This window comes from Microbacterium sp. MMO-113 (assembly GCF_037148555.1).
Lineage (GTDB): Bacteria > Actinomycetota > Actinomycetes > Actinomycetales > Microbacteriaceae > Microbacterium.
On the sequence record NZ_JBBCTD010000004.1, the window covers coordinates 169,980 to 191,747 of the forward strand.

Consider the following 21,768-nt stretch of genomic DNA (forward strand, 5'->3'; position numbering starts at 1 on the left):
CCACGCTAGTCCCGCCAGGGGAACGGCGGGCCGGATCGGCCGCGATCGTCAGGCCGTGGCAGGGGTCGGCCCACGGCGGCCGGATGTGATTGCGGCCCCGACCAGCACGCCGACCGCGGAGAGCGCGCTGACCGCGTACAGGGGCAGGGCCCAGGGGGAGGCATCGGCGCCGCTGATCCCGAAGGTGTCGGCGAGGCCCATGCCCGGGCCGAACGACGCGACGAAGTAGGCCGGCGCCCCGCCCATGAGCAGCGCGAGGAAGGTCATGCCGGCGACCACCGCGGGCGCCCGGGTGAGGAGGCAGACGACGGCCGTCCCGATGGCCAGGCACACGCCCGCACCGAGGATGCCGAGGACCGTCGGCGGCATGAGGCTCTCCCCGGCGTTCGACATCGCGGCCCGGACCTCGTCGAGCGAGAGGCCGCCCGGGGCCGCGGCGAGCGGATTGAGCACGAGGATCTGCACCGCGGCGAGGGCGGCGTACGCGGTGACGGCGAGCACGCCCGCGACGCAGATCCAGAGGGTGGGGCGCGGCACCGGTGTCATGCGGTCACCCTAGGCAGGGCTGCTGAGAGTCTCCCGGTACTCGCGCCAGGCGTCGCCCAGGCGGCGCACTCCCTCGGTGAGCACGTCGTCCGGCGCGGTGAACGGCAGGCGCACATGGTCGTCCGGCGCGGCGGCCGAGACCGCGAAGGCCCCGGTGCCCGCGATCGAGACCCCGTGCGCCGCGGCGACGCGCGCGAGAGCCGATGCGGAGCCGCGAGGCAGCGCCGCCCACAGCGCGAGTCCACCCCGTGGGGCGTCGGAGGTCCAGTCAGGGAGGTGCGCGGCCATCAGCTCCTGCAGCAGGAGGAGCCGCTGCTGGTGCACGCGGCTGTTGGCGCGGCGGAGCTCCGTCGCGTGCGCGATGAGGTCGAGCGCGAGGAGCTGGCCGGGCACGCTCGTGGACTGGTCGGCAAGCTGCCGGGCACCCCGGAGCCTCCGCACCAGCACGGGGTCGGCCCGCAGCCACCCGATCCGCAGCCCGGCCCAGGCCCACTTCGACACGGACTCGACGACGAGTACCGGGGCATCCGGCCGTTCCGACGCGAGCGTGGGCGGCACGACCCCGTCGAACGAGATCCCGGCGACGACACGGTCCTCGATCACGGGGACCCCGTACTGCGCGGCGAGCTCGGCCACGCGGTGCCGGGCCGCCGCGGGAAGTCGCGTCCCCGTCGGATTCTGGTGGTGCGGATTGAGCGCGACGAGCACAGGACGAAGCCGGGCCATCGCCTGCTCCAGCGCGTCGACGTCGAGGCCGTCCGCGCCCATCGGCACGCCGTGCACGGTGCCACCGCGCAGCCCCACGGAGTCGGTCACGCCCGGCCAGGTGATCTCCTCCGCGAGCACGACGTCACCCGGTTCCACGAGCGCGTTGACTACGAGGCTGATGGCCTGCTGCGCGCCATGGGTCACGAGGATCTGCTCGGGCGTGGTCGGCGTCCCCTCGGCACGGTACATGTCGGCGATGAGTTCGCGGAGCGCGGGGAGCCCGGCCGGGTCGGTCTCCGGGAGCAGGGCGAGGTCGAGCCGCGGCTGGTGGTCGCGGATGAGCTGGACACCGAGGTCCGGGATCTGCGGCACCGTGCGGAGCAGATCGATCGCGTTGGGGAGAGCCGAGAACAGGGCCTCGCCGCGGCCGGGACGGCGGTCAGCCGCGGGCGCCGTCCTCGCGCCCGAGACCCTCGTTCCGCTGCCCTGCCGGCGCTCGACGAGGCCCTGCTCGGCGAGAGAGGCATAGGCGGACACGACCGTGCCCCGCGAGACCGCGACCACCGCGGCGAGGGCGCGTTCGGCAGGCAGGCGGTCGGCGGGGCGCAGCTCACCGCCGCTGATCAGGGCGGCGATCGCCGCGGCGAGTCGCGTGGAGAGCGTGCCGTCGCCGTGCGCCCAGCGGCCGAGGCGTGCGGCGAGGGCGGTCGCGGACACCTCCCCGGCCTGGACGAGGGGCCCGGGGACCGATCCGTGGGCCACCGGCACCGCATTGGCCCTGTCGAGGGTGTCCATGAGATCCGATTCTGGACCAATGACAGTTCTCACGACCAGCTTCGGGCTCGATCTCGGTCCAATCGACCCGGATTGGACCATCGGCGAGCTCCTCGCATGGCTCGAGGACGACACCCGCACGCACGACTCATCCCTCCGCGAACCGCTCGCCCGCATCGAGGCCGCCGTGACCGGCACCCCGTGGCCGACCGCCCCGTCCCCGGTGGCCCCGTCCACGGTCGCCCTGATCCGCTCCCTCGCGGTGGCGTCTCGGTCCGGGGGCCTCTCCCGCGTTCGAATCGCCCACTTTGCTCCGAATCCGGCCGGAATGGAGCAAAGTGCGCGACTCGAAACGAGTCAGGTGGCCTGAGCCCCGGCGCCGGAGGCGGGAGTGGTGACGATGTCGGCGCGGTCGCGGAAGCCCTCCGCCGTGACCCTGTCCAGCGCGACCTGCTTGCGGATGGCCAGAGCCTTCTCGTACAGGCTGGGGTCGCCGTAGCTCGTGAGCACCTTCACCAGCACCGGCAGCAGCTCGATCATGAAGAACAGCGCGGCGATGAGGATGTGCGCCCAGAGGATCGCGGGCTCCTTCTCGCTCAGGCGATTGAGGCCGCTGATCTGGCTCAGCAGCCCCACCGCCCCGGCGTTGCCCTGCGCCACGGAGTCGGCGCGGGCGTTGTAGGCCGCGAGAGCCTGCTCGTACGTGTCACGCGCGGCGGGGAGCTCGTCCTTCGCCTGCTGACGGTTCTGGGACTCCGAGGCCGTGGTGTTCTCCTTGGCGGCGCTTCCTGCAGCGGCGAGCTCCTCGTTCGCGGTACGGAGCTGGGCCGCGAGCGCGTCGTAGGTCTGCTGGGCCTCGGCGAGCTGAGCCTGGGCGGCCTGAGAGCTCGCGCCCTCGCCGTTCACGCCGGTGCAGCCGGGGACGGTGCCCGCGCCCTCGCCCGTGAGCTCGCACTGGTACAGCGTGCGCGCCTGGTCGATCACGGCCTGCTGCTCCGTGAGCTTGGCCGTCAGGTCGTCGACCGTGGACTGGGCGGCGGACTCGGTCGCCGACGACGACTCGGTCCCCGCGACGATACCCGTGGCGGCCTGGTTCTCCAGTGCCGCGACGCGCTCGGACGCCGCGTCGAGCGCCTTCTTCTCGGGTCCGGTCTCGAGCGCCTCCTGATCGGCCTGCGCCTGGACGATGTTGGTCGCGGCGACCTCGCGGGAGATGTCGTTGTGGAAGATCTGCAGCACGAGCGGTTCCGCCACGACGAATCCGATGATCGCCGCCATGATCACGCGGGGGATCGCGAGGCCGATGAGCTTCCAGACGTTGCGGGTCGACGTCATGGTCGAGGTGAGGAAGCGGTCGAGGTTGAAGATGATCAGCGCCCACACGATCGCGAGCGGGATGGCGAGCCAGACCGCTGCGCGCACGCCGGTCGTGAGGGCGAAGAGCATGGAGATCGCGCTGACCAGGGCGGTGCCGGCGAGCACGAAGAACATCTGCACGAACCGCGGGGTCTCGCCGGGGACCCGGTCGAGGATCTCGCCCTCGGCCCCGCCGAGGATCGCGAGAGCACGGAGGCGCTCGGCGGCGGTGCGACGACGACGCGGCTTCCGAACGCGCTGCGGGCGGACCTTTCGCTCGGGGACGGGCTCCGCGTCGACCGGAGCGTCGGGCGCCGTCACCGGCTCGGGCGTCGGGTCGTCGGACGCGACGTCGGGCTGCGCGGACGTGTCGCCGGTCGGCTCGTACTCGCGCAGGAAGTCGAGGTCATCCGTCTCGGCGTTCGGGTCGCCGTCGAGGATGATCCGACCCTGCGAGTCGAAGCGACCCGGGCGGTGGGCGGAATAGGGCATCCCGATAATCTACGAAACTCCGCCTGTGCATACCGTGGAAGATCCCTTGGACGGGCCTTCGAGTCGCGCGAATGGTTGCATCCAGGCCGGATGTGGAGCCAGGTGAGCGATTCGAACCGGGGTCAGGCCATCGCCGCGGCGGCAGCCTCGTCCTCGGTCGTCGCGACGAGCTGCCCGCAGGCGCCGTCGATCTCCTTGCCGCGGGTGTCGCGGAGGGTCGTCGGGATGCCGGCGTCGTTCAGCCGCCGCACGAACTCGTCCGTGACGTCCTTCTCCGACGAGGTCCAGATCGAGCCCGGCGTCGGGTTCAGCGGGATCGGGTTCACGTGCACCCACCCGCGACCGCGCTGGTTGAGCTTGTCCGCCAGGAGGTCTGCCCGCCACGCATGGTCGTTCATGTCCTTGATGAGGGCGTACTCGATGGACACGCGGCGCCCGGTCTTGGCGTAGTAGTCGTAGGCCGCATCGAGCGCCTCGTCGACCTTCCACCGCGAGTTCACGGGGATGAGCTCGTCGCGCAGGTGGTCGTCGGGGGCGTGCAGCGACAGGGCGAACGTGACGGGGATGTTCTCGTCGGCGAGCTTGCGGATCGCGGGCACGAGCCCCACCGTCGACACGGTGATACCCCGGGCGCTCATGCCGAGACCGTCGGGCTGCGGGGCGACCATGGTGCGCACCGCGTCCATGACCCGCTTGTAGTTGGCGAGCGGCTCCCCCATGCCCATGAAGACGATGTTGGAGACGCGCTCCATGCTGTGATCATCGCGCTTCTTGCCGCCCAGCTCGCCGTTCGCGATGGCCCGATTGGCCCGGACGATCTGCTCGATGATCTCGGCGGTGGACATGTTGCGCGTCAGCCCCGCCTGGCCCGTGGCGCAGAACGGGCAGTTCATGCCGCAGCCGGCCTGGCTCGACACGCACAGCGTGATGCGGCCGGGGTAGCGCATGAGGACCGACTCGACGAGCGCGCCGTCGTGCAGACGCCAGAGGAACTTGATGGTGTCGCCGCGGTCGGTCTCCAGCCGCCGCACCTCGGTCATGAGGGGCGGGAGCATGCCGGCGACGAGCTCGTCGCGGATACCGGCGGGGAGGTCCGTCATCTCCGCGGGGTCGGACGTGTAGTGGCGGAAGTAGTGCGTGGCGAGCTGCTTGGCGCGGAACCCGGGGAGTCCGAGCTCCTTCACCTTGTCGATGCGCTCGGCCGGGGTGAGGTCGGCGAGGTGGACCGGCGGCTTGCCGCGCTTCGGGCTCGCGAACTGCAGCAGGGGGCGCCCCTCGGCGTCCTTCTTCTGGGTCCACCCCTCGGTCGCGGGGCGCACCTGCGGGGCCCGTGTCTCGCGGATCGCCCCCGAACGGGACGACGCGGGCGCGGTCGCGGGGCGCGTGTCGGGTGTGCGGGGGTTCTCGGCCATCCCTCCAGGGTACCGGGATGCGGGTGGGAGGCGCCTGGGCACGATCCCTGTCGCGGAGCGGGGCCGACACTACTTGTAATGACAAGTTGCCGTGCGGAAGAATGGGCGCATCCCCCTCGATCAAGGAGCAGCATGTCCGACCGTCTCGCCCGCGCCCGCACCACCGGCATCCTCGCCGTCCTCCGCGCCCCGTCGCCGGAGCTGGCTCTGGAGGCGTCGGAGGCGATCATCCGCGGCGGAGTCTCCGGTATCGAGGTGACCTTCTCGACCCCCGACGCACCGGCCGTGATCCGAGAGCTCATCGCCCGCCACGGAGACGCCGCGTACATCGGCGCCGGCACCGTCACGACGGCGGAGCAGGCGACCCAGGCCGCCGACGCGGGTGCCGCCTTCCTCGTCAGCCCGGGAACCCTCCCCGACCTCACGCGCGCCATGATCGACACCGGCAGCGTCGTGATGACCGGCGCGATGACGCCGACGGAGGTCATGGGCGCCCTCGAACTCGGCGTCGACGTCGTGAAGATCTTCCCCGCCTCGCTCGGTGGCCCCTCCTACCTCGGTGCGCTGCGCGGGCCGTTCCCCGACGCTCCCCTGATGCCCACGGGAGGCGTGAAGCCCGACAACCTCGCCGACTGGTTCGCCGCCGGCGCGGTCGCCGTCGGTGCCGGTGGAGACCTCGCGAACGGCACCGCGATCGCGAACGCGGACTGGGCCGAGATCGAGGAGCGCGCGGCGCGCTTCGCGGCCGCGCTCGCTGCCACGCGGGGCTGAGCCGTCGACCTCCGGGATCATTTGGTATACCGGATGCATGTGGATGCGGCGGAGTGCGGCGGTCGGCGTCCTCGCGGGGACACTGCTCCTCGCCTCGGCCTGCACCGCTGCACCCTCGTCGCCCCACACGGCACCGATCCCGGAGGTTCCCATGACCGACGCCACGTCCGACCTGCTCGCCGCCGCCGCCGCGGGAGACGGTGACGCCGTCCGCCGCGCGCTCGACACGGGTGCCGACATCGAGGCCCGCGGCGACGGCGGCATGACTCCCCTGATCGCGGCCACCAAGGCGAACCACGTCGACGCGGCACGTCTCCTAATCGAGGCCGGCGCCGACGTGAACGCGAAGGACGACATCCAGGACTCCGCCTACCTCTACGCCGGCGCCCGCGGGCATGACGAGATCCTGCGGATGACCCTGGCGCACGGCGCCGACCTCCGCAGCACGAACCGCTTCGGCGGCACCGCGCTGATCCCCGCGTCCGAGCGCGGCCTGCTGCCGACGGTCGAGATCCTGCTGGACGCCGGAGTCGACCCCGATCACATCAACAACCTCGGCTGGACCGCCCTGCACGAGGCGATCGTGCTCGGCGATGGGTCCGCCCGCTACGTCGAGGTGGTGCGCGCTCTCCTCGACGGCGGCGCCGATGCGACCATCCGCGACGGCGACGGGGTGCTGCCGCTGGACCTTGCGACCGACCGCGGGTACGACGCCATCGCCGCTGAGCTCCGGCGGTGACAGCACTCGATCCCTGGGCCTGGGCCGCGCTCGGCGTGGCCGCGGTCGTCATCGGGATCTCGAAGACCGCTCTTCCGGGCGGCAGCATCCTCGCGATCGCCCTGTTCGCCGCGGTCCTCCCCGCCCGCACCTCCACGGCGGCGACACTTCTGCTGCTGATGGTGGGCGACGTCTTCGCGCTCCTCGCCTATCGACGGCACGCCCACTGGCCCACGCTGCTTCGGCTCGCACCGGCGGTCGTGGCCGGACTCCTCCTCGGCTTCGCCTTCCTCGCTCTGACCGGAGACGGGGTCGTGCGCCGCGCCATCGGCGTGATCCTGCTGCTGATGATCGCCGTGACGCTGTGGCGGCGATGGCGGCAGGCGCGGGCGGAGCAGGAGGCGGCGGCGCGGGGCGGCGCGCTGCTGGCCGGCGTCTACGGCACGCTCGGCGGCTTCACGACCATGGTGGCCAACGCGGGCGGGCCGGTCATGTCGATGTACTTCCTCGCCACGCGGACACCCGTCCAGGTCTTTCTCGGCACCTCCGCCTGGTTCTTCGCGATCATCAACGTGATCAAGGTGCCGTTCCTGGCCGGGATCGGACTGTTCACCGGGCCCGTGCTGCTCACCGATGCGATCCTCGCGCCGCTCGTGGTGCTCGGCGCGCTGCTCGGGCTGCGGGTGGCGCGGCGCCTGGACCAGCGGCTCTTCGACCGCATCGTGATCGTGCTGACGATCCTCGGCGCCGTGTACCTGCTGCTCTAGCCCTTGGACAGGCTCTAGCCCTTCGACGGACTCAGGGGCCCAAGCGTGGGTCGCTGAGCCTGTCGAAGCGCATCAGTCCAGGAAGATGTCCGGGAACAGCGCGCTGTCCGGAGTCCCGGGGACGGCGGCGTAGCCCGAGAAGTCGGTGACGCCGTTCGCCTCGAGCACGTCCTCCACGATCAGCGACTGTCCCGTGTACGTGCGCGCCGACTGGGTGAGCACGGCGTAGGCGGCGTCGGCGTAGATGTCGGCCGTCCGGCTCGCGGCCATCACCTTGTCGCCGCCGAGGAGGTTCTGCACCGCGGCCGTCGCGATCGTCGTGCGCGGCCACAGCGTGTTGGCGGCGATGCCGTCGGCCGCGAACTCCGCCGCGAGTCCGAGCGTGACCATCGTCATCCCGTACTTGGCCAGCGTGTACCCGGTGTGCGCGCCCAGCCACTTCGGCGTGGGATTCAGGGGCGGCGAGAGGGAGAGGATGTGCGGGTTCTCGGCGTCCTTGAGGATGGGCACGGCGGCCCGGGAGAGCATGAAGGTGCCGCGGACGTTCACGTCCTGCATCAGGTCGTACTTCTTCGCGGAGAGGTCGAGCGACCGGGAGAGGTCGATGACGCTGGCGTTGTTGAGGACGATGTCGATCCCGCCGAACTCGCCCTGTGTCTTCATGACGGCCTCGGTGATCTGGTCGTCGTCCCGCACGTCGCCCACGATCGGCAGGGCCTGGCCGCCGGCGGCGCGGATCTGCTCGGCCGCACTGTGCACGGTGCCCTCGAGCTTCGGGTGCGGGGTGTCCGTCTTCGCGAGCATCGCGATGTTCGCCCCGTCCGCGGCCGCGCGCAGGGCGATCGCGAGGCCGATCCCGCGGCTGCCGCCCGACATGAGGATGGTCTTTCCGGCGAGTGTGCTCATGGTTCTCGTTTCGAATCGCTTGATTGGCTGGATTTCCGGGTCGAATCGGGTCATTCGGGCGATTCGAAGCCGGGAGGGGTCACCGCGGGGCCATGCGGATGGCGCCGTCGAGGCGGATGGTCTCGCCGTTGAGGTAGCCGTTCTCGACGATCTGCTGCACGAGGGCGGCGTACTCGTCCGGGCGTCCGAGGCGAGCGGGGAACGGCACCTGCTGCCCGAGGGAGTCCTGCGCCTCCTGCGGAAGGCCCATGAGCATCGGGGTCTCCATGATGCCGGGGGCGATCGTGCACACGCGGATGGCGTGACGGGCGAGCTCGCGGGCGATCGGCAGGGTCATGGCGTGCACGCCGCCCTTGGACGCCGAGTACGCCGGCTGCCCGATCTGTCCGTCGAACGCGGCGACGCTCGCGGTGTTGACGATGACCCCCCGCTCCTCGTCATGCAGCTCGTTCGCGGCGATGACGGCGGCGGCCTGGGAGATCACGTTGAACGTGCCGACGAGGTTGATGCGCACGATGCGCTCGAAGTCGGCGAGCACGGCGGGCGTGCCGTCCCGGTCGAGCACCTTGGCGGGCGGGGCGATGCCGGCGCAGTTCACGACCACCCGCAGCGGCGCGGCGGCCTGTGCCGCGGCGACGGCGGCCTTGACCTCGTCGACGCTCGTCACATCCGCGGGGACGAAGAGACCGCCGAGCTCGGACGCGATCTCCTCCCCCTTCGACGAGCCGAGGTCGATGATCGTGACGTGCGCGCCCGCGGCCGTGAGCCGACGGGCGGTGGCCAGCCCGAGTCCGGAGGCGCCGCCGGTGACGAGGGCACCCTGTCCGCTGATCTGCATCTGATGTTCTCCTTCGAACGTCGTCGTGCGACATGCCTGGAACGCAGTCCCAGCCTATGCGGTTCTTGGTGTCACCGCAGGCCCGCCGCGTCGACCCGAGCCTACGACACCGAGGTTCCGGCAGGATGGAGAGGTGAGCATCCCCGCCGCCTCCGTCGAGATCCCCGCCCGGGTGCGCGAACTCGCCGCCGGGGCCGCGCTGACCCCGGTGTGGCGCAACGCGATCGGCGGCCTGACCTTCCGCACGGACGACGGCCGCTACATCAAATGGGGTCCCCACGATCCCGAGGCGAACATGCGTGACGAGGCCGAGCGGATGCGCTGGGCCCGCACCTGGACCACGGTGCCCGAGGTGCTCTCCCAGGGCGAGGACGAGGCGCACGAGTGGCTCGTGACCGCGGCCCTCCCCGGCAGCAGCGCCGTGGATCCGCGGTGGGCCGCCTCTCCGGAGGCCGCCGTCCGCGCGGTCGGGCTCGGCCTGCGCCTGCTGCACGACGCGCTCCCCGTCGCGGAGTGCCCGTGGACGTGGAGCCCGGAGGAGCGCATCGCGAACGCGGCCGCCCGCGGCACGCCGGTGCCGACGGAGCTGCACACGCCGCCGTCGGTCGACCGGCTCGTGGTCTGCCACGGCGACGCGTGCCTGCCGAACACCCTGCTCAACGACGACGGCCACCCGCTCGCCCATGTCGACCTCGCCGCGCTCGGGGTCGCCGACCGATGGGCGGACATCGCCGTCGCCGCCATGAGCACGCTGTGGAACTTCGGACCCGGCTGGGAGGACACCCTCATCGCGGCCTACGGCGTCGAGCCCGACCACGTCCGGCTGGAGTACTACCGACGCCTCTGGAACGAGACCTGATCCCGCCCCGGCTCACGCCTCCGGGTGCGCGTCGCTCAGGAGGCTCCCGTCGGCGGGGCGCCGATCCCACGAGGGCTTCCGCAGCGCGTAGAAGAGCAGTGGCGGGGCGCCGAGCCCGACGATCACCGCCCCGACGATCCACGGGTACGCGGCCGCCGGGAACGCAGTGAAGCCGTCGGGCGGGATGAAGGCGAGCAGGAACGCCGCGAGGCAGGCGAAGAACCCGACCCCGGCGACGAACGGGAGGGCCTTCACGCGGTAGGCACGGGGGACGTCCGGTGCCTTCCGCCGCAGCACCATCGCCGAGGCGAACATGAGCATGTACATGATGAGGTACAGCGCGGCGGCCATATCGATCAGCGCGACGAAGGCCGCGCTGACGTTCGGCACGATGATGAAGATCGCCGCGAGAATCGTGACGATGGTCCCCTGGAGCATGAGGATGCCCGACTGGACCCCGGCCTTGTTCCGCTTCTGCAGCAGCGGCGGGAGCAGCCCCGTCTCCGCCGCCGCCAGCACGCCCTTGGACGGACCGGCGACCCACGTCACGACCGAGGCGAGGGCACCGGCGGCGATGAGCGCGGAGACCACGGCCGTCGCCCACCCCATGTCCCAATGGTCGAAGTACTCCCCGAACGCGAGCATGATGCCGTTCGTCAGCCCGAGCTCCTTCTTCGGCACCGCGACCGCGATCGCGATGGTCGGCAGGATGAAGACAAGCAGGATGAGGCCTGCGGCGAGGAACACCGAGCGCGGGTAGCCCTTGCCCGGATCCGTCATCTGGTTCACGTGCACCGCGTTGACCTCCATGCCGGCGTAGGCCAGCACGTTCGACACGATCAGCACGATGGAGGCGAGACCCGTGAACGGCGGGATCACCGCCGAGGCCTCGAGCGGCACCTGGCTCTTCTCTCCGCTGAAGACCCACACCGCGCCGAACACGATGAGCAGCACCGCGGGGAAGAGCGTGCCGAGGATGCCGCCCCAGGAGCCGAGCTTGGCGAAGAGATCGCCGCCGCGGAGGGTGACCAGGGTGGCGCCCCAGTAGCAGACGATGATGATGACGGCGGTGAAGAACCCAGAGCTGGACAGCGAGGGGTCGAGGAAGACGAAGGCGAGAGCGCCGGCCACGAACGCGAGCTGTGTGGGGAACCAGACGACGTTCTGGATCCACTGCAGCCACACCGCGGTGAAGCCCCACCGGTTGCCGAGGGCCTCGCGCACCCACACGTACACCCCGCCCTTCCAGCCCGTCGCGAGCTCCGCGGCGACGAGGGCGGTGGGGACGAGGAAGAGCACCGCGGGGATGAGGTACAGCGTGATGCTGCCGAGGCCGTAGATCGCCATCGCGGGCAGGGACCGCAGGCTCGCCACGACGACGAGGGTGAGCAGGGCGAGCTGGCCGATGCCGAGGACGGCGACGGCGGGACGGGAGATGCGCGGCGTGGAGGCGGCGCCGGCGGCACCGGACTGCGGGGCGGACATGTCGGCCCCCTAGTGGTGGAACGCCGAGTCGGGGTGGTCGGACGGCATGGGAGCCGTGAGCGCGTCGAGGTGGGCCACCTCGGCGGTGATGGCGTCGAGCAGCTCGGCGGCCAGATCCATGCTGAGTCCGTTGCGCACGACGATCCGCTGCACCGTGAGGTCCTGGAGATCCGCGGGCATGGGGTAGGCGGGCACGAGCCAGCCGCGCATCCGGAGCCGATCCTGCAGGTGGTAGAGCGTCCACTTGTCGGTGTGCCCGTCCTTCAGGCGCCAGGCGAAGACGGGGATGTCGCTCCCGTCGTTCCACAGCTCGAACGCGTCGAGCTTCGCGATCCCCGCGGACAGGAACTTCGCCACGTCCTGCGAGGCCTGCTGCACGGCCCGGTAGCCCTCGAACCCGAGGCGGAGGAACAGGTAGTACTGCAGCAGCACCTGAGCGCCAGGGCGGGAGAAGTTCAGGGCGAAGGTCGGCATCTCCCCGCCGAGATAGCTCACCTGGAACACCAGGTCCTCCGGCAGCCACTGCGCGTCGCGCCAGACCACCCAGCCGAGACCGGGGTAGACGAGACCGTACTTGTGCCCCGAGGTGCTGATCGAGTGCACGCGCTCCAGCCGGAAGTCCCACACCAGGTCGGGCTGGAGGAACGGGGCGATCATCGCTCCCGAGGCACCGTCCACGTGGATCGGGATGTCGAGACCCGTCTTCTCCTGGATCGCGTCGAGCGCCGCGGCGATCTCGGCCACCGGCTCGTACATGCCGGTGTAGGTGACGCCCATGATGGCGACGACCCCGATGGTGTTCTCGTCCACGTACTTCTCGAGGTCGTGGCCGTCGAGCGTCTTGTGTTCCTCGCTGATCGGCACGTAGCGGGGTTCGACGTCGAAGTAGTTGCAGAACTTCTCCCAGCACACCTGCACAGCGCTCGACATCACGAGGTTCGGCGTGGAGGCGTCCTTACCGGCGGCACGGCGGGCCTGCTGCCAGCGCCGCTTGAACGCGAGACCGCCGAGCATGCACGCCTCGGAGGAGCCGATGGTCGAGGTGCCGATGCTCTTCGCCGCGTCCGGCGCCTTCCACAGGTTCGCGAGCATGTGCCAGCAGTTGTCCTCGATGGCGGCGGTCTGCGGATACTCGTCCTTGTCGATCATGTTCTTGTCGAAGGAGGCCATGTAGACCTGCTTCGCCTCGTCGTCCATCCAGGTGCTGACGAAGGTGGCGAGGTTGAGGCGCGCGTTGCCGTCGAGGATGGTCTCGTCCTCGACGATCTGCTTCGCCGTCGCGGGAAGCGACTCGGAATCCGGGATGACGTGTCGCGGTGCGACGGTGGCCTCGCCCGGCCGCGTGAAGAGCGGCTGGTCGTCGGCGGAGGAGATGCTCATGGGACGTCCCTTTCGGTCGGTGTCGATTGGCACTGTCTCCAGCGGACGCTAGACCGGCCACTCGCGCCACCTCTACGGACCCTCGTCCGAAAGGGGTGAGGGTCAGGACGGCCCGAGGATGAAGTTCCAGGCGCCGGTCGCGACCGCAGCGGCGATCGCCGTCGCGGAGATCGCGGCCCCGACGGCGAGGAGAAGCCACTCCGGCGCGCCGAAGCGCGACTCGCGCGCCCAGGTGCGACGACCCGGGGCGCCGAAGCCGCGTGCCTCCATCGCGGTCGCGAGCTTGGCGCCGCGGCGGATCGACAGCACGAGCAGGGCGAAGGCCATGCCGAGGAAGCGGCGGATGCGTCCGCGGTCGGCGACGCCGCGCGCCCGGCGGGCGAGCTCGAGGGCACGCCAGTCGTCGAGAAACAGTCCGGCCATGCGGAGGCCGGCGAGCGCGCCCAGCACGAAACGGGCCGGAAGCCGAAGGATCTGCCCGAGGCCGTCGGCGAGGTCCGTGGGATCGACCGTGATGAAGAGCACCACCGAGGGCAGGGCGATCGCGAGCACCCGGAGCATCGTGGCGACGGCGAGCGCGAGCGACCCCTCGCTGATGCGGAGCACGAACCAGTCGACGTAGACGGCGCCGCTCGTCTCGCCGTAGAGGGCGATGGTGAGACCGGTCAGCGGCGCCGCGAGCCAGACCGGCCACGTGCGCACCCAGAACTCCCGCCAGCCGATGCCGGCGAAGAGGAACAGCACCGCCTCGAGCACCAGCGCGACAGCCGCCGACACCGGGTCGAGGGTGAGGACCAGCGGCACGGCGATGAGCGCGCTGACCCCGAGCTTCGCGACCGGATTGATCCGGGCGACGACGCCGGTGCGGGTGGGCGCGGGGGCGAGAGCCGTCATGCCGACGCCCCCAGCGCGAACCGCGTGGCGTGCAGGGCGCGCACCACGTCGAGATCGTGGGTGATGGTGACGATCGCGGAGCCCTCGTCCCGCAGGGCGGCGAGCATCGCGACGAGCTCGGCCCAGGTGCGGGCGTCCTGACCGAACGTCGGCTCGTCGAGGATCAGCACCCGGGGTCGCGTGGCGATCGCGGCCGCGACCGTGAGCCGGCGCTTCTCTCCACCCGAGAGCGTGTACGGATTCGCGGCCCCCAGATGCGCCAGCCGCAGCCGGTCGAGCAGCTCGTCGACACGGGCCTCGATCTCGCCTTCGGAAAGACCCAGGGCGCGGGGGCCCACCGCGAGCTCCTCGCGCACCGTCTTGCCGAGGAGCTGATGTTCCGGCTCCTGGAACACCATCCCGATCCGCGTGAGGAGCTCGCGGGAAGCCCAGCGGATCGGCGACGGATCCGCCCCCTGCGCGAGCACCGGGGCCGCGGACACGGCGCCGCTGACGGGAGGGAGGAGTCCGGCGAGGGTCAGACCCAGCGTGGACTTGCCTGCACCGTTGGGCCCGGTGATCGCGACCGCTTCACCCGCACGCACCTCCAGGTCGATGCCGTGTGCCACCGGACGTCCCTTCACCCGTGCGACCGCGAGGCCGCGCGCCGACAGCAGCACCTCCCCGGGGGCCGCCCGCGGTGCCGACGGCTCGGCGGGCGGCCGGCCGGGCACCCAGACGCCGTCCGCGGCCAGGCGCTCGCCCTGCGCACCGAGCACATCCGCGGGAGTGCCGTCCGCCACCACCCCGCCGGCCCCCAGCACGATGACCCGCGTGAGGAGCGGCAACCACACCTCGAGCCGATGCTCCACGACCACGAGGGTGGCGGGACGCGTGGCGAGCATCCGCTCCACCGCCTCCCTGACCTCGCGCACGCCCTCCGGATCGAGGTTCGCCGTCGGCTCGTCGAGCAGCACCAGCCCGGGGCCCATCGCCAGCATGCCGGCCAAGGCGAGGCGCTGCTTCTGACCGCCGGAGAGCGCCGCGGTCGGGTGATCGAGCGGCACGTCCAGTCCGACGCCGGCCATCGCGGCCTCGACGCGGGGCCAGATCTCGGCACGCGGCACCCCGAGGTTCTCGCACCCGAAGGCGACGTCATCGCCGGCACGAGCGAGGATCACCTGCGAGTCGGGGTCCTGGAGCACGAGCCCGGCCCGCCCGCGGGCCGCCGCGGCGGGTTCGCCATCGACGAGCAGCGCGCCTTCGCTCTCCCCCTCCTCCTCACCGCCGAGCACACCGGCGAGACCGTGCAGCAGCGTCGACTTCCCCGCGCCGGAGGCGCCGAGCACGAGCACGCGCTCGCCGGGCTCGATGCGGAACGAGACGTCGCGCAGCGCCCAGGCGAGGCGGCTCGCGTGTCGCCAGCCCCAGCCACGGGCCTCGACGCCGGCGGGAGCGAACTGCCCGGACATCAGACGCGGACGCGCGCCTCGCGCCCGGAGCCGAACCGGTCCAGAGCCCCGGTCGCCGCGATGCCACGGGCGAGCACCCACGACAGCGCACCGGCGATGACCGCCCCGGAGATCACGGTGCTGACGAGGTAGATCGTCGTGAAGGCGGGACCGGAGCCGGCATACCAGAGGACGAGGTTGTTGATGCCGCCCGCGAGCGCGGCACCGGCCCCGGCGAGGATCGCGACGGGCAGCGACCAGCGGCGGTAGAAGAACAGCAGGAAGACCAGCTCGGCGCCGAGACCCTGCACGAGACCCGCCTCGAGCGTGAGGAAGCCGCCCCACTGGTTGCCGATGAGCGCCGAGACGACGGCGGCCAGCAGCTCGACGTAGATCGCGGCACCCGCCTTGCGGATGATGAGCCCGCCGAGCACACCCGCGAAGAGCCACGGGCCGTCGAGGAGCCCTTGGAGGCCGGGAAGCAACGGCTCGAGCAGGGCCTTCGGCCCCAGGTATCCGACGTTCCAGGCCAGGAAGATCAGACCGGCGGCGACACCGAGGACGCTGGCGACGACGATGTCGATGACGCGCCAGCGCAGGTAGCCTCGCGCCGGAGCGGCCGTGGTGTTCCTCGACGGGGATGCGGACGTGGACGTACTCATGTGAACTCCTCCCTGCGCTGGCATGACCCAGATCAGGTTCGACGGTCGAAGCGCGATTCGCTCCCTCTCAGCCCGGCTCGCCGGACTCCCGTGGTTGTGCTGTCGATCCTACCGTCCGCGCGTCCCGCCCCGCGCACGGCGGATTCGGGGCCGGATTCGGTACCGTAAGCGAGTGACCGCTTCCGATCCCCCTGAAGAGGCGTCCGGCGGCGTCGGCGTCGACGCGCGGCCCGAAGACTCCGCACCCGCATCCGCCGCGCCCGCGGTCGATCATCCGGGTCCGGTTCCGGAAGCCGCGGCGTGGGCCGATGCCTCGGCACCGCCGACCGCGCTGACCTGGGTGGACCCGTCGATCGTCGCTGCGGCCTCATCGACGCCCGAGTTCGATGCCTCGGCCGGCACGGAGGAGGAGACGGGATTGCTGCGCGACGCCCGGCTGCGGCCCGCGATCGCCGGACCCGGCCTGCTCGTCCCCCTCGGCGTCCTCGCCGGCCTCGTCGCCTCGTACGCCGGCACCACGCTGCTCTGGCCGCTGCATGAGATCGCCCCGACCGTCCAGGCGGTCGAGTTCACCCCCGTCGCCGCCCCCACCGCCGCGCTCGCCTGGCCGGCGGTCGGCGACGGGGCGGTCGGCATCGCCGGGATGACCACCGCGGCGTCGACCACCGCTCCGGTGAGCATCGCGAGCATCACGAAGGTCGTCAGCAGTCTCATGGTGCTGGACCGGCTGCCGCTGGCCCCCGGCGAACAGGGCCCGGAGTTCTCCTTCACCTACGCCGACAGCATCCGTTACTGGGACTATCGGATCGCCAATCAGTCAGCGCTCGATGTGCCGGTGGGCGGAGTGCTGACCGAGTACCAGCTTCTGCAGGGCACCCTGCTCGGTTCGGCGAACAACTACATCGACCGGCTGGCGTCGGAGATCTGGGGGTCCGACCGCGAGTTCGCCGCCGCGGCCGAGGTCTGGCTCGGCGAGCGCGGACTCTCCGGCATCACCGTGGTCACGCCGTCCGGATTCGACGAGCGCAACGTCGCCACCCCGGAGGCCCTCGTGGCCCTGGGCGAGATGGCGATGCGGAATCCGGTGTTCGCCGAGATCGTGGGCACCCGGTCCGTCGACCTGCCCGGGGCCGGGACGGTCGAGAACACGAACGGCATGCTCGCCGATCCGGGAGTCGTCGGCATCAAGACGGGCACCCTCGTCGGCTGGAACCTGTTGACCGCCAAGGACGTCGTCATCGGCGACGCGACGGTCCGGCTCTACGCCGCGGCATTGAACCAGGAGGACGACGAGGCGCGCCTCGCCCTCACCCGCGCCCTGTTCGCTCAGACGGAGGCAGCGTTGCAGGCCCAGGGCCCGGCCGTCCCGGCAGGCACGGTGGTCGGGCGCGTCCTCACCGTCTGGGGCGAGCGCGTCGATGTGGTCGCCGGTGAGGACGCCGATGTCGTGCTGTGGAACGGAGCGAGCGCGACGGCGACGCCGGTGTTCGATCTCGGAGAGGAACGCGAAGCGGACGGGACGGTCGGCACCCTGACCACGACCGGTCCCGTCGACAGCACCGAGACCGCCCTCGTCCTCGACGAGGACCTGGAGGGTCCGAGCCCGTGGTGGCGACTCACCCACCCCCTCGAGCTCTTCGGCATCGCCGGAGACGACTGAGCGCTGACGAACGACGCCCCACTCCGGATCCGGAGTGGGGCGTCGTTCGTGAGCCGGGTCAGGACGGAGACGTGGAGCCGTCAGCGCCGTCGTCGAGGAGTGCCCGAGCCGCTGCGGTCTCGGCCGCCGGGAGCTGGGCGCCGACCGCCGCTCCGGCCACCGCGTCCGTCGCCTGCTCCTGCGCGCTCGCCTCCTCGTCCGCGTCGCCGGTCACGACGACCGGCGAGGAGCCGGTGAGCGCGGCTTCGGCGTCGAGGTCGGTCGCCGCCTGCTCGAACTGCGACTGGTACAGGCGCCAGTACGCACCCTGTGCGGCGATGAGCTCGTCGTGCGTGCCCTTCTCCACGATGTCGCCGTGCTCCATCACGAGGATGAGGTCCGCGTCGCGGATGGTCGACAGACGATGCGCGATGACGAACGAGGTGCGCCCCTGCCGGAGCGCGGCCATCGCGTGCTGCAGCAGCAGCTCGGTGCGGGTGTCGACCGCCGATGTGGCCTCGTCCAGGATGAGGATCGACGGCTGCGCCACGAAGGCCCGTGCGATCGTGATGAGCTGGCGTTCACCGGCCGAGACGTTCGACGCGTCCTCGTCGAGCACGGTGTCGTACCCGTCCGGAAGGGCGTGCACGAAGCGGTCGACGTAGGTCGCCTTCGCCGCGGCGAGCACCTCCTCGTCCGTCGCGGTCGAGCGCCCGTAGCGGATGTTCTCGCGGATGCTCCCGGCGAAGAGCCAGGGGTCCTGGAGCACCATGCCGGTGCGGGACCGCAGCTCGTCGCGCGTGATGGTCGAGATGTCCTGACCGTCGAGCGTGATCCGCCCGCCGCTGAGCTCGTAGAACCGCATGATGAGGTTCACGAGCGTCGTCTTGCCGGCGCCGGTCGGCCCGACGATGGCGACGGTCTGTCCCGGTTCGACGCGGAACGACAGATCGGTGATGAGCGGCCGCTCCGGCGAGTACGAGAACGAGACGTTCTCGAACTCGATCACGCCCTCCCCCTCGCGAAGCGCGGGGGCATCAGGGTCGTCGGCCTCCTGCTCGTCGGCATCGAGCAGGCCGAACACCCGCTCCGCCGACGCGGTGCCGGACTGCACGACCGCGGCCATGCCGCCCAGCTCCGACAGCGGCTGCGTGAACTGCTGCGAGTACTGGATGAAGGCCTGCACGTCGCCGAGGCGCAGCTGCCCGCTCGCGACCATGAGGCCGCCGAGCACCGCGATGCCGACATAGGTCAGGCTGCCGACGAAGGTCATCGCGGGCATGATGATGCCGGAGAGGAACTGCGCCTTGAAGCTCGCCTGGAACAGCTCCTCGTTCTCGGCCTTGAACTTGTCCAGAGCGTCCTGCTCACGGCCGAACACCTTGACCAGCGCGTGGCCGGAGAAGGCCTCCTCGACCCGGGCGTTGAGCCGGCCGACCTTGCGCCACTGCGTGCCGAAGGCCTTCTGCGACCGCGGTCCGATGACGCCGAAGATCACGCCCATGAGCGGGAGTGCCACGAGCGCCACGAGGGCGAGCTGCCACGAGATCGAGAACATCATCACGAGCACGCCGATCACCGTCAGCACGGCGGTGAGGGCACCGGACAGCGACTGCTGCATGGTCTGGGTGATGTTGTCGATGTCGTTCGTCACGCGGGAGATCAGCTCGCCGCGCTGCACCTTGTCGAAGTACGCCAGCGGGAGCCGGTTGATCTTCGCCTCGACGGACTCCCGCAGGCGCCACATGGTCCGGACCATGATGACGTTGATGACGTACCCCTGCAGCCAGCTGAGGAAGGCGGCCACGACGTAGATCGCCAGGACGGCGGCGATCACCCAGCGCAGCGCGTCGAAGTCGATGCCGTCGCCGACCCGGAAGTCGCCGAGCGCTCCGACCTGATTGGCGAAGTCGGTCTGTCCGGCGTCGCGCAGGGCGTCGACCACCACGTCCTGCGGCGTCCCTGCCGGGAATCCCGGGAAGTCGCCGCTGGGCTGGCCGAGCTGGATGGAGATGAAGCCGCGGTAGACGATGTTCGTCGCCTCGGCGAGCACCTTCGGGGCGGCGACGGTCAGCACGACCCCGATCGCTCCGAGGATCGACACGAAGACGAACCAGACCGCGGAGGGCTTGAGCAGCCCGATCATGCGGGCGAAGCTCGGACCGAAGTGGTCGGCCTTGCCCGGTGCGACGCTGTCCCAGTCGCCGGAGTTCTGCCGTGCCTGCTCGGCGAGCTCGGCCTCGTACTGCTCCTCGGCAGTGAGCTCCCGCTCGGTCGTGGGCGCGGCGGCCGCACCCCGTCCGCGACGGCGCCGGGTCTCGGCCCCCTGGGTCCCGGAGCTTGCCCCCTGGTTCCCCGAGCTTGTCGAAGGGTCCTGCTCGCTCATGCGTCCACCCCCAGCTGCGACTCGACGATCTCCCGGTAGGTCTCGCTGGTCTCCAACAGCTCCTCGTGCGTGCCGACTCCGACCATCGTGCCACCCTCCAGCACCACGATGCGGTCGGCATCGGTGATGGTGGAGATGCGCTGCGCGACCACGATCTTCGTCACGTGCGGGAGCTCCCGCCAGAGCGCCTGTCGCAGCCGGGCGTCCGTGGTGAGGTCGAGCGCGGAGAACGAGTCGTCGAACACGAGCACCTGCGGCCGGTGGACGAGGGCGCGCGCGATCGCGAGGCGCTGTCGCTGGCCGCCGGACACGTTCGTGCCGCCCTGGGCGATGCGGGAGTCGAGGCCGTCCGGCATCTCCTCCACGAAGTCGCGCCCCTGAGCGATCTCGAGCGCGTGCCAGAGCTCCTCGTCGGTGGCGTCCTCGCGGCCGTAGCGCAGGTTGGACGCGACGGTGCCCGTGAAGAGGAAGGGGCGCTGCGGCACGAGGCCGATGCTGTCCCACAGCGCCTCGACGTCGGCGTCGCGGACGTCCGTGCCGCCCACGTGCACCGCACCACCCGAGACGTCGAACAGGCGCGGGATGAGCGAGACGAGCGTGGTCTTCCCCGATCCGGTGGAGCCGACGATCGCGACGGTCTCGCCCGGCTCGGCGGCGAAGCTGATGCCGGTGAGGACCGGGGCGTCGGCGCCGGGGTAGGTGAACTCCACGTCGTCGAACGCGACCGCTCCCGGTGCCGGGAAGGCGGTGACGCCATCCGCCGGGCGGGTCATCGTCGACTCGGTGTTCAGCACTTCGCCGATGCGCTCGGCTGAGACGGCGGCGCGCGGGATCATCATCGCCATGAAACTCGCCATGATGACACCGCCCATGATCTGACCGATGTACTGCATGAAGGCGAACAGCGTTCCCACCTGCACGGTGCCGTTGTTGACCTCGATGCCGCCGAACCAGATGACGGCGACCACGGTCACGTTGAGGATGAGCATGAACAGTGGGAAGAGCAGCACGAACAGCGAGCCGACCTTGCGGCCGACGACCATGATGTCGGTGTTCGCGCCGCGGAAGCGCTCCTCCTCGATGCGCTCGCGGACGAAGGCCCGGACCACGCGCACGCCGGTGAGCTGCTCCCGCATGATGCGGTTCACGTTGTCGAGCTTGCCCTGGTAGCTGCGGAACAGCGGCACCATCCGTCCGATGACGAGGGCCGCGAGCAGGAGCAGCACCGGGACGGAGACGGCGATCAGCCAGCTCAGCCCGGCATTGGTCTGCACGGCGAAGATGATGCCGCCGATCGCGAGCAGCGGCGCTGTGACGAGCATGGTCGCGCCCATCATCGCGAGCATCTGCACCTGCTGCACGTCGTTCGTGTTGCGGGTGATGAGGGAACCGGCGCCGAACTGCGAGACCTCGCGCTCGGAGAAGCCGCTGACCTTGCCGAACACGTCGGCGCGGATGTCGCGACCCGCCCCCATCGCGGCGCGGGCGGCGAAGTAGGTCGCGATGACCGAGGCGACGATCTGGCCGAGCGACACCGCCAGCATGAACAGACCGGTGCGCCAGATGTACGCGGTGTCACCCTGCGCGACGCCGTTGTCGATGATGTCGGCGTTGAGGCGGGGCAGGTAGAGGGTGGCGGCCGCGCTGGCGAACTGGAAGACCAGCACGGCGACGAGGAGCCACTTGTAGCGAGACAGATATCGGAGGAGGAGTTTTCCCAGCACAGGCGTACTTTCTCGGAAGGA

Annotated in this window: 19 protein-coding genes and 1 riboswitch; of the genes, 6 read left to right on the forward strand and 13 right to left on the reverse strand. The window is 71.0% G+C overall.

Going from position 1 to position 21,768, the window contains the following annotated elements:
- Window positions 1-48: 48 nt before the first annotated feature.
- Complete coding sequence (locus WFJ36_RS14505) at window positions 49-546, reverse strand: hypothetical protein (RefSeq protein WP_071329194.1); 498 nt, start codon at window positions 544-546, stop codon at window positions 49-51.
- 9 nt (window positions 547-555) lie between these two features.
- On the reverse strand, window positions 556-2,049 hold the full coding sequence (yczR, locus tag WFJ36_RS14510; RefSeq protein WP_083391757.1) for an aminotransferase-like domain-containing protein: 1,494 nt from the start codon (window positions 2,047-2,049) through the stop codon (window positions 556-558).
- Between the two features lie 19 nt (window positions 2,050-2,068).
- Between yczR and WFJ36_RS14515 the strand changes: the two genes are divergently transcribed.
- A complete protein-coding gene (locus WFJ36_RS14515; protein ID WP_336643572.1) occupies window positions 2,069-2,398 on the forward strand; it encodes a hypothetical protein in 330 nt (109 codons plus the stop codon).
- Here the strand turns inward: WFJ36_RS14515 and WFJ36_RS14520 are convergent.
- Complete coding sequence (locus tag WFJ36_RS14520; protein ID WP_071329196.1) at window positions 2,386-3,876, reverse strand: DUF4407 domain-containing protein; 1,491 nt, start codon at window positions 3,874-3,876, stop codon at window positions 2,386-2,388. The two genes, WFJ36_RS14515 and WFJ36_RS14520, sit on opposite strands and share 13 nt — an antisense overlap.
- A gap of 122 nt (window positions 3,877-3,998) precedes the next feature.
- Entirely contained in the window at window positions 3,999-5,288 is a 1,290-nt protein-coding gene (gene rlmN / locus WFJ36_RS14525) for a 23S rRNA (adenine(2503)-C(2))-methyltransferase RlmN (protein ID WP_292788608.1), read from the reverse strand.
- A 132-nt stretch (window positions 5,289-5,420) separates the two neighbouring features.
- Between rlmN and WFJ36_RS14530 the strand changes: the two genes are divergently transcribed.
- The 3 genes from WFJ36_RS14530 to WFJ36_RS14540 all read left to right on the forward strand — a co-directional run bounded on the left by WFJ36_RS14530 (window position 5,421) and on the right by WFJ36_RS14540 (window position 7,544).
- Window positions 5,421-6,059: a bifunctional 4-hydroxy-2-oxoglutarate aldolase/2-dehydro-3-deoxy-phosphogluconate aldolase gene (locus WFJ36_RS14530; RefSeq protein WP_336643573.1), complete on the forward strand. Its 639-nt coding sequence runs from the start codon at window positions 5,421-5,423 to the stop codon at window positions 6,057-6,059.
- Window positions 6,060-6,210: 151 nt separating this feature from the next.
- Complete coding sequence (locus WFJ36_RS14535) at window positions 6,211-6,798, forward strand: ankyrin repeat domain-containing protein (RefSeq protein WP_292788604.1); 588 nt, start codon at window positions 6,211-6,213, stop codon at window positions 6,796-6,798.
- Window positions 6,795-7,544, forward strand: coding sequence for a sulfite exporter TauE/SafE family protein (locus WFJ36_RS14540; RefSeq protein WP_060923668.1), 750 nt, complete (start codon window positions 6,795-6,797; stop codon window positions 7,542-7,544). The genes WFJ36_RS14535 and WFJ36_RS14540 overlap by 4 nt, the downstream gene beginning before the upstream one ends.
- Window positions 7,545-7,616: 72 nt before the next feature.
- Here WFJ36_RS14540 and WFJ36_RS14545 read toward each other — a convergent pair whose 3' ends face one another.
- Window positions 7,617-8,450, reverse strand: a complete 834-nt coding sequence (locus WFJ36_RS14545) for an SDR family oxidoreductase (RefSeq protein WP_336643574.1) — start codon at window positions 8,448-8,450, stop codon at window positions 7,617-7,619.
- 79 nt (window positions 8,451-8,529) lie between these two features.
- A complete protein-coding gene (locus tag WFJ36_RS14550; RefSeq protein WP_336643575.1) occupies window positions 8,530-9,288 on the reverse strand; it encodes an SDR family NAD(P)-dependent oxidoreductase in 759 nt (252 codons plus the stop codon).
- A 133-nt stretch (window positions 9,289-9,421) separates the two neighbouring features.
- Between WFJ36_RS14550 and WFJ36_RS14555 the strand changes: the two genes are divergently transcribed.
- Window positions 9,422-10,147, forward strand: a complete 726-nt coding sequence (locus tag WFJ36_RS14555; protein WP_336643576.1) for an aminoglycoside 3'-phosphotransferase — start codon at window positions 9,422-9,424, stop codon at window positions 10,145-10,147.
- 12 nt (window positions 10,148-10,159) lie between these two features.
- On the opposite strand, the gene WFJ36_RS14560 is transcribed toward WFJ36_RS14555, so the two are convergent.
- The 5 genes from WFJ36_RS14560 to WFJ36_RS14580 all read right to left on the reverse strand — a co-directional run bounded on the left by WFJ36_RS14560 (window position 10,160) and on the right by WFJ36_RS14580 (window position 15,998).
- Window positions 10,160-11,632 (reverse strand): amino acid permease, encoded by a 1,473-nt coding sequence (locus WFJ36_RS14560; RefSeq protein WP_336643577.1) that lies wholly within the window; start codon window positions 11,630-11,632, stop codon window positions 10,160-10,162.
- Window positions 11,633-11,641: 9 nt separating this feature from the next.
- The gene (locus WFJ36_RS14565; RefSeq protein ID WP_336643578.1) at window positions 11,642-13,012 is read right to left on the reverse strand and encodes a glutamate decarboxylase; all 1,371 of its coding nucleotides are present in this window, start codon (window positions 13,010-13,012) and stop codon (window positions 11,642-11,644) included.
- Window positions 13,013-13,114: 102 nt separating this feature from the next.
- Entirely contained in the window at window positions 13,115-13,906 is a 792-nt protein-coding gene (locus WFJ36_RS14570) for an energy-coupling factor transporter transmembrane component T family protein (RefSeq protein WP_336643579.1), read from the reverse strand.
- Window positions 13,903-15,357, reverse strand: coding sequence for an ABC transporter ATP-binding protein (locus WFJ36_RS14575; RefSeq protein WP_292788589.1), 1,455 nt, complete (start codon window positions 15,355-15,357; stop codon window positions 13,903-13,905). The genes WFJ36_RS14570 and WFJ36_RS14575 overlap by 4 nt, the downstream gene beginning before the upstream one ends.
- Window positions 15,357-15,998 carry an ECF transporter S component gene (locus WFJ36_RS14580; RefSeq protein ID WP_071329205.1) on the reverse strand — a complete coding sequence of 214 codons (642 nt, stop codon included), beginning with the start codon at window positions 15,996-15,998 and terminating at the stop codon, window positions 15,357-15,359. Before WFJ36_RS14580 ends, WFJ36_RS14575 begins: the two co-directional genes overlap by 1 nt.
- A riboswitch (TPP riboswitch) is annotated at window positions 15,989-16,100 on the reverse strand. It overlaps the preceding gene by 10 nt.
- A gap of 70 nt (window positions 16,101-16,170) precedes the next feature.
- On the opposite strand from WFJ36_RS14580, the gene WFJ36_RS14585 reads away from it, so the two are divergent.
- Complete coding sequence (locus tag WFJ36_RS14585; RefSeq protein WP_336643580.1) at window positions 16,171-17,658, forward strand: D-alanyl-D-alanine carboxypeptidase family protein; 1,488 nt, start codon at window positions 16,171-16,173, stop codon at window positions 17,656-17,658.
- Between the two features lie 58 nt (window positions 17,659-17,716).
- Here the strand turns inward: WFJ36_RS14585 and WFJ36_RS14590 are convergent, their stop codons facing one another.
- Together WFJ36_RS14590 and WFJ36_RS14595 are read right to left on the reverse strand one after the other, a co-directional pair.
- Window positions 17,717-20,023, reverse strand: a complete 2,307-nt coding sequence (locus WFJ36_RS14590) for an ABC transporter ATP-binding protein (protein WP_336643581.1) — start codon at window positions 20,021-20,023, stop codon at window positions 17,717-17,719.
- Window positions 20,020-21,747 (reverse strand): ABC transporter ATP-binding protein, encoded by a 1,728-nt coding sequence (locus WFJ36_RS14595; RefSeq protein WP_336643582.1) that lies wholly within the window; start codon window positions 21,745-21,747, stop codon window positions 20,020-20,022. The genes WFJ36_RS14590 and WFJ36_RS14595 overlap by 4 nt, the downstream gene beginning before the upstream one ends.
- Window positions 21,748-21,768 lie beyond the last annotated feature (21 nt).

What these genes read in the sequence shown, in the direction of transcription:
- WFJ36_RS14505 (WP_071329194.1), bottom strand. Translation starts at nt 546, where the DNA reads ATGACACCGGTGCCGCGCCCCACCCTCTGGATCTGCGTCGCGGGCGTG.
- yczR (WP_083391757.1), bottom strand. Translation starts at nt 2,049, where the DNA reads ATGGACACCCTCGACAGGGCCAATGCGGTGCCGGTGGCCCACGGATCG.
- WFJ36_RS14515 (WP_336643572.1), top strand. Translation starts at nt 2,069, where the DNA reads ATGACAGTTCTCACGACCAGCTTCGGGCTCGATCTCGGTCCAATCGAC.
- WFJ36_RS14520 (WP_071329196.1), bottom strand. Translation starts at nt 3,876, where the DNA reads ATGCCCTATTCCGCCCACCGCCCGGGTCGCTTCGACTCGCAGGGTCGG.
- rlmN (WP_292788608.1), bottom strand. Translation starts at nt 5,288, where the DNA reads ATGGCCGAGAACCCCCGCACACCCGACACGCGCCCCGCGACCGCGCCC.
- WFJ36_RS14530 (WP_336643573.1), top strand. Translation starts at nt 5,421, where the DNA reads ATGTCCGACCGTCTCGCCCGCGCCCGCACCACCGGCATCCTCGCCGTC.
- WFJ36_RS14535 (WP_292788604.1), top strand. Translation starts at nt 6,211, where the DNA reads ATGACCGACGCCACGTCCGACCTGCTCGCCGCCGCCGCCGCGGGAGAC.
- WFJ36_RS14545 (WP_336643574.1), bottom strand. Translation starts at nt 8,450, where the DNA reads ATGAGCACACTCGCCGGAAAGACCATCCTCATGTCGGGCGGCAGCCGC.
- WFJ36_RS14550 (WP_336643575.1), bottom strand. Translation starts at nt 9,288, where the DNA reads ATGCAGATCAGCGGACAGGGTGCCCTCGTCACCGGCGGCGCCTCCGGA.
- WFJ36_RS14560 (WP_336643577.1), bottom strand. Translation starts at nt 11,632, where the DNA reads ATGTCCGCCCCGCAGTCCGGTGCCGCCGGCGCCGCCTCCACGCCGCGC.
- WFJ36_RS14565 (WP_336643578.1), bottom strand. Translation starts at nt 13,012, where the DNA reads ATGAGCATCTCCTCCGCCGACGACCAGCCGCTCTTCACGCGGCCGGGC.
- WFJ36_RS14570 (WP_336643579.1), bottom strand. Translation starts at nt 13,906, where the DNA reads ATGACGGCTCTCGCCCCCGCGCCCACCCGCACCGGCGTCGTCGCCCGG.
- WFJ36_RS14575 (WP_292788589.1), bottom strand. Translation starts at nt 15,357, where the DNA reads ATGTCCGGGCAGTTCGCTCCCGCCGGCGTCGAGGCCCGTGGCTGGGGC.
- WFJ36_RS14580 (WP_071329205.1), bottom strand. Translation starts at nt 15,998, where the DNA reads ATGAGTACGTCCACGTCCGCATCCCCGTCGAGGAACACCACGGCCGCT.
- WFJ36_RS14590 (WP_336643581.1), bottom strand. Translation starts at nt 20,023, where the DNA reads ATGAGCGAGCAGGACCCTTCGACAAGCTCGGGGAACCAGGGGGCAAGC.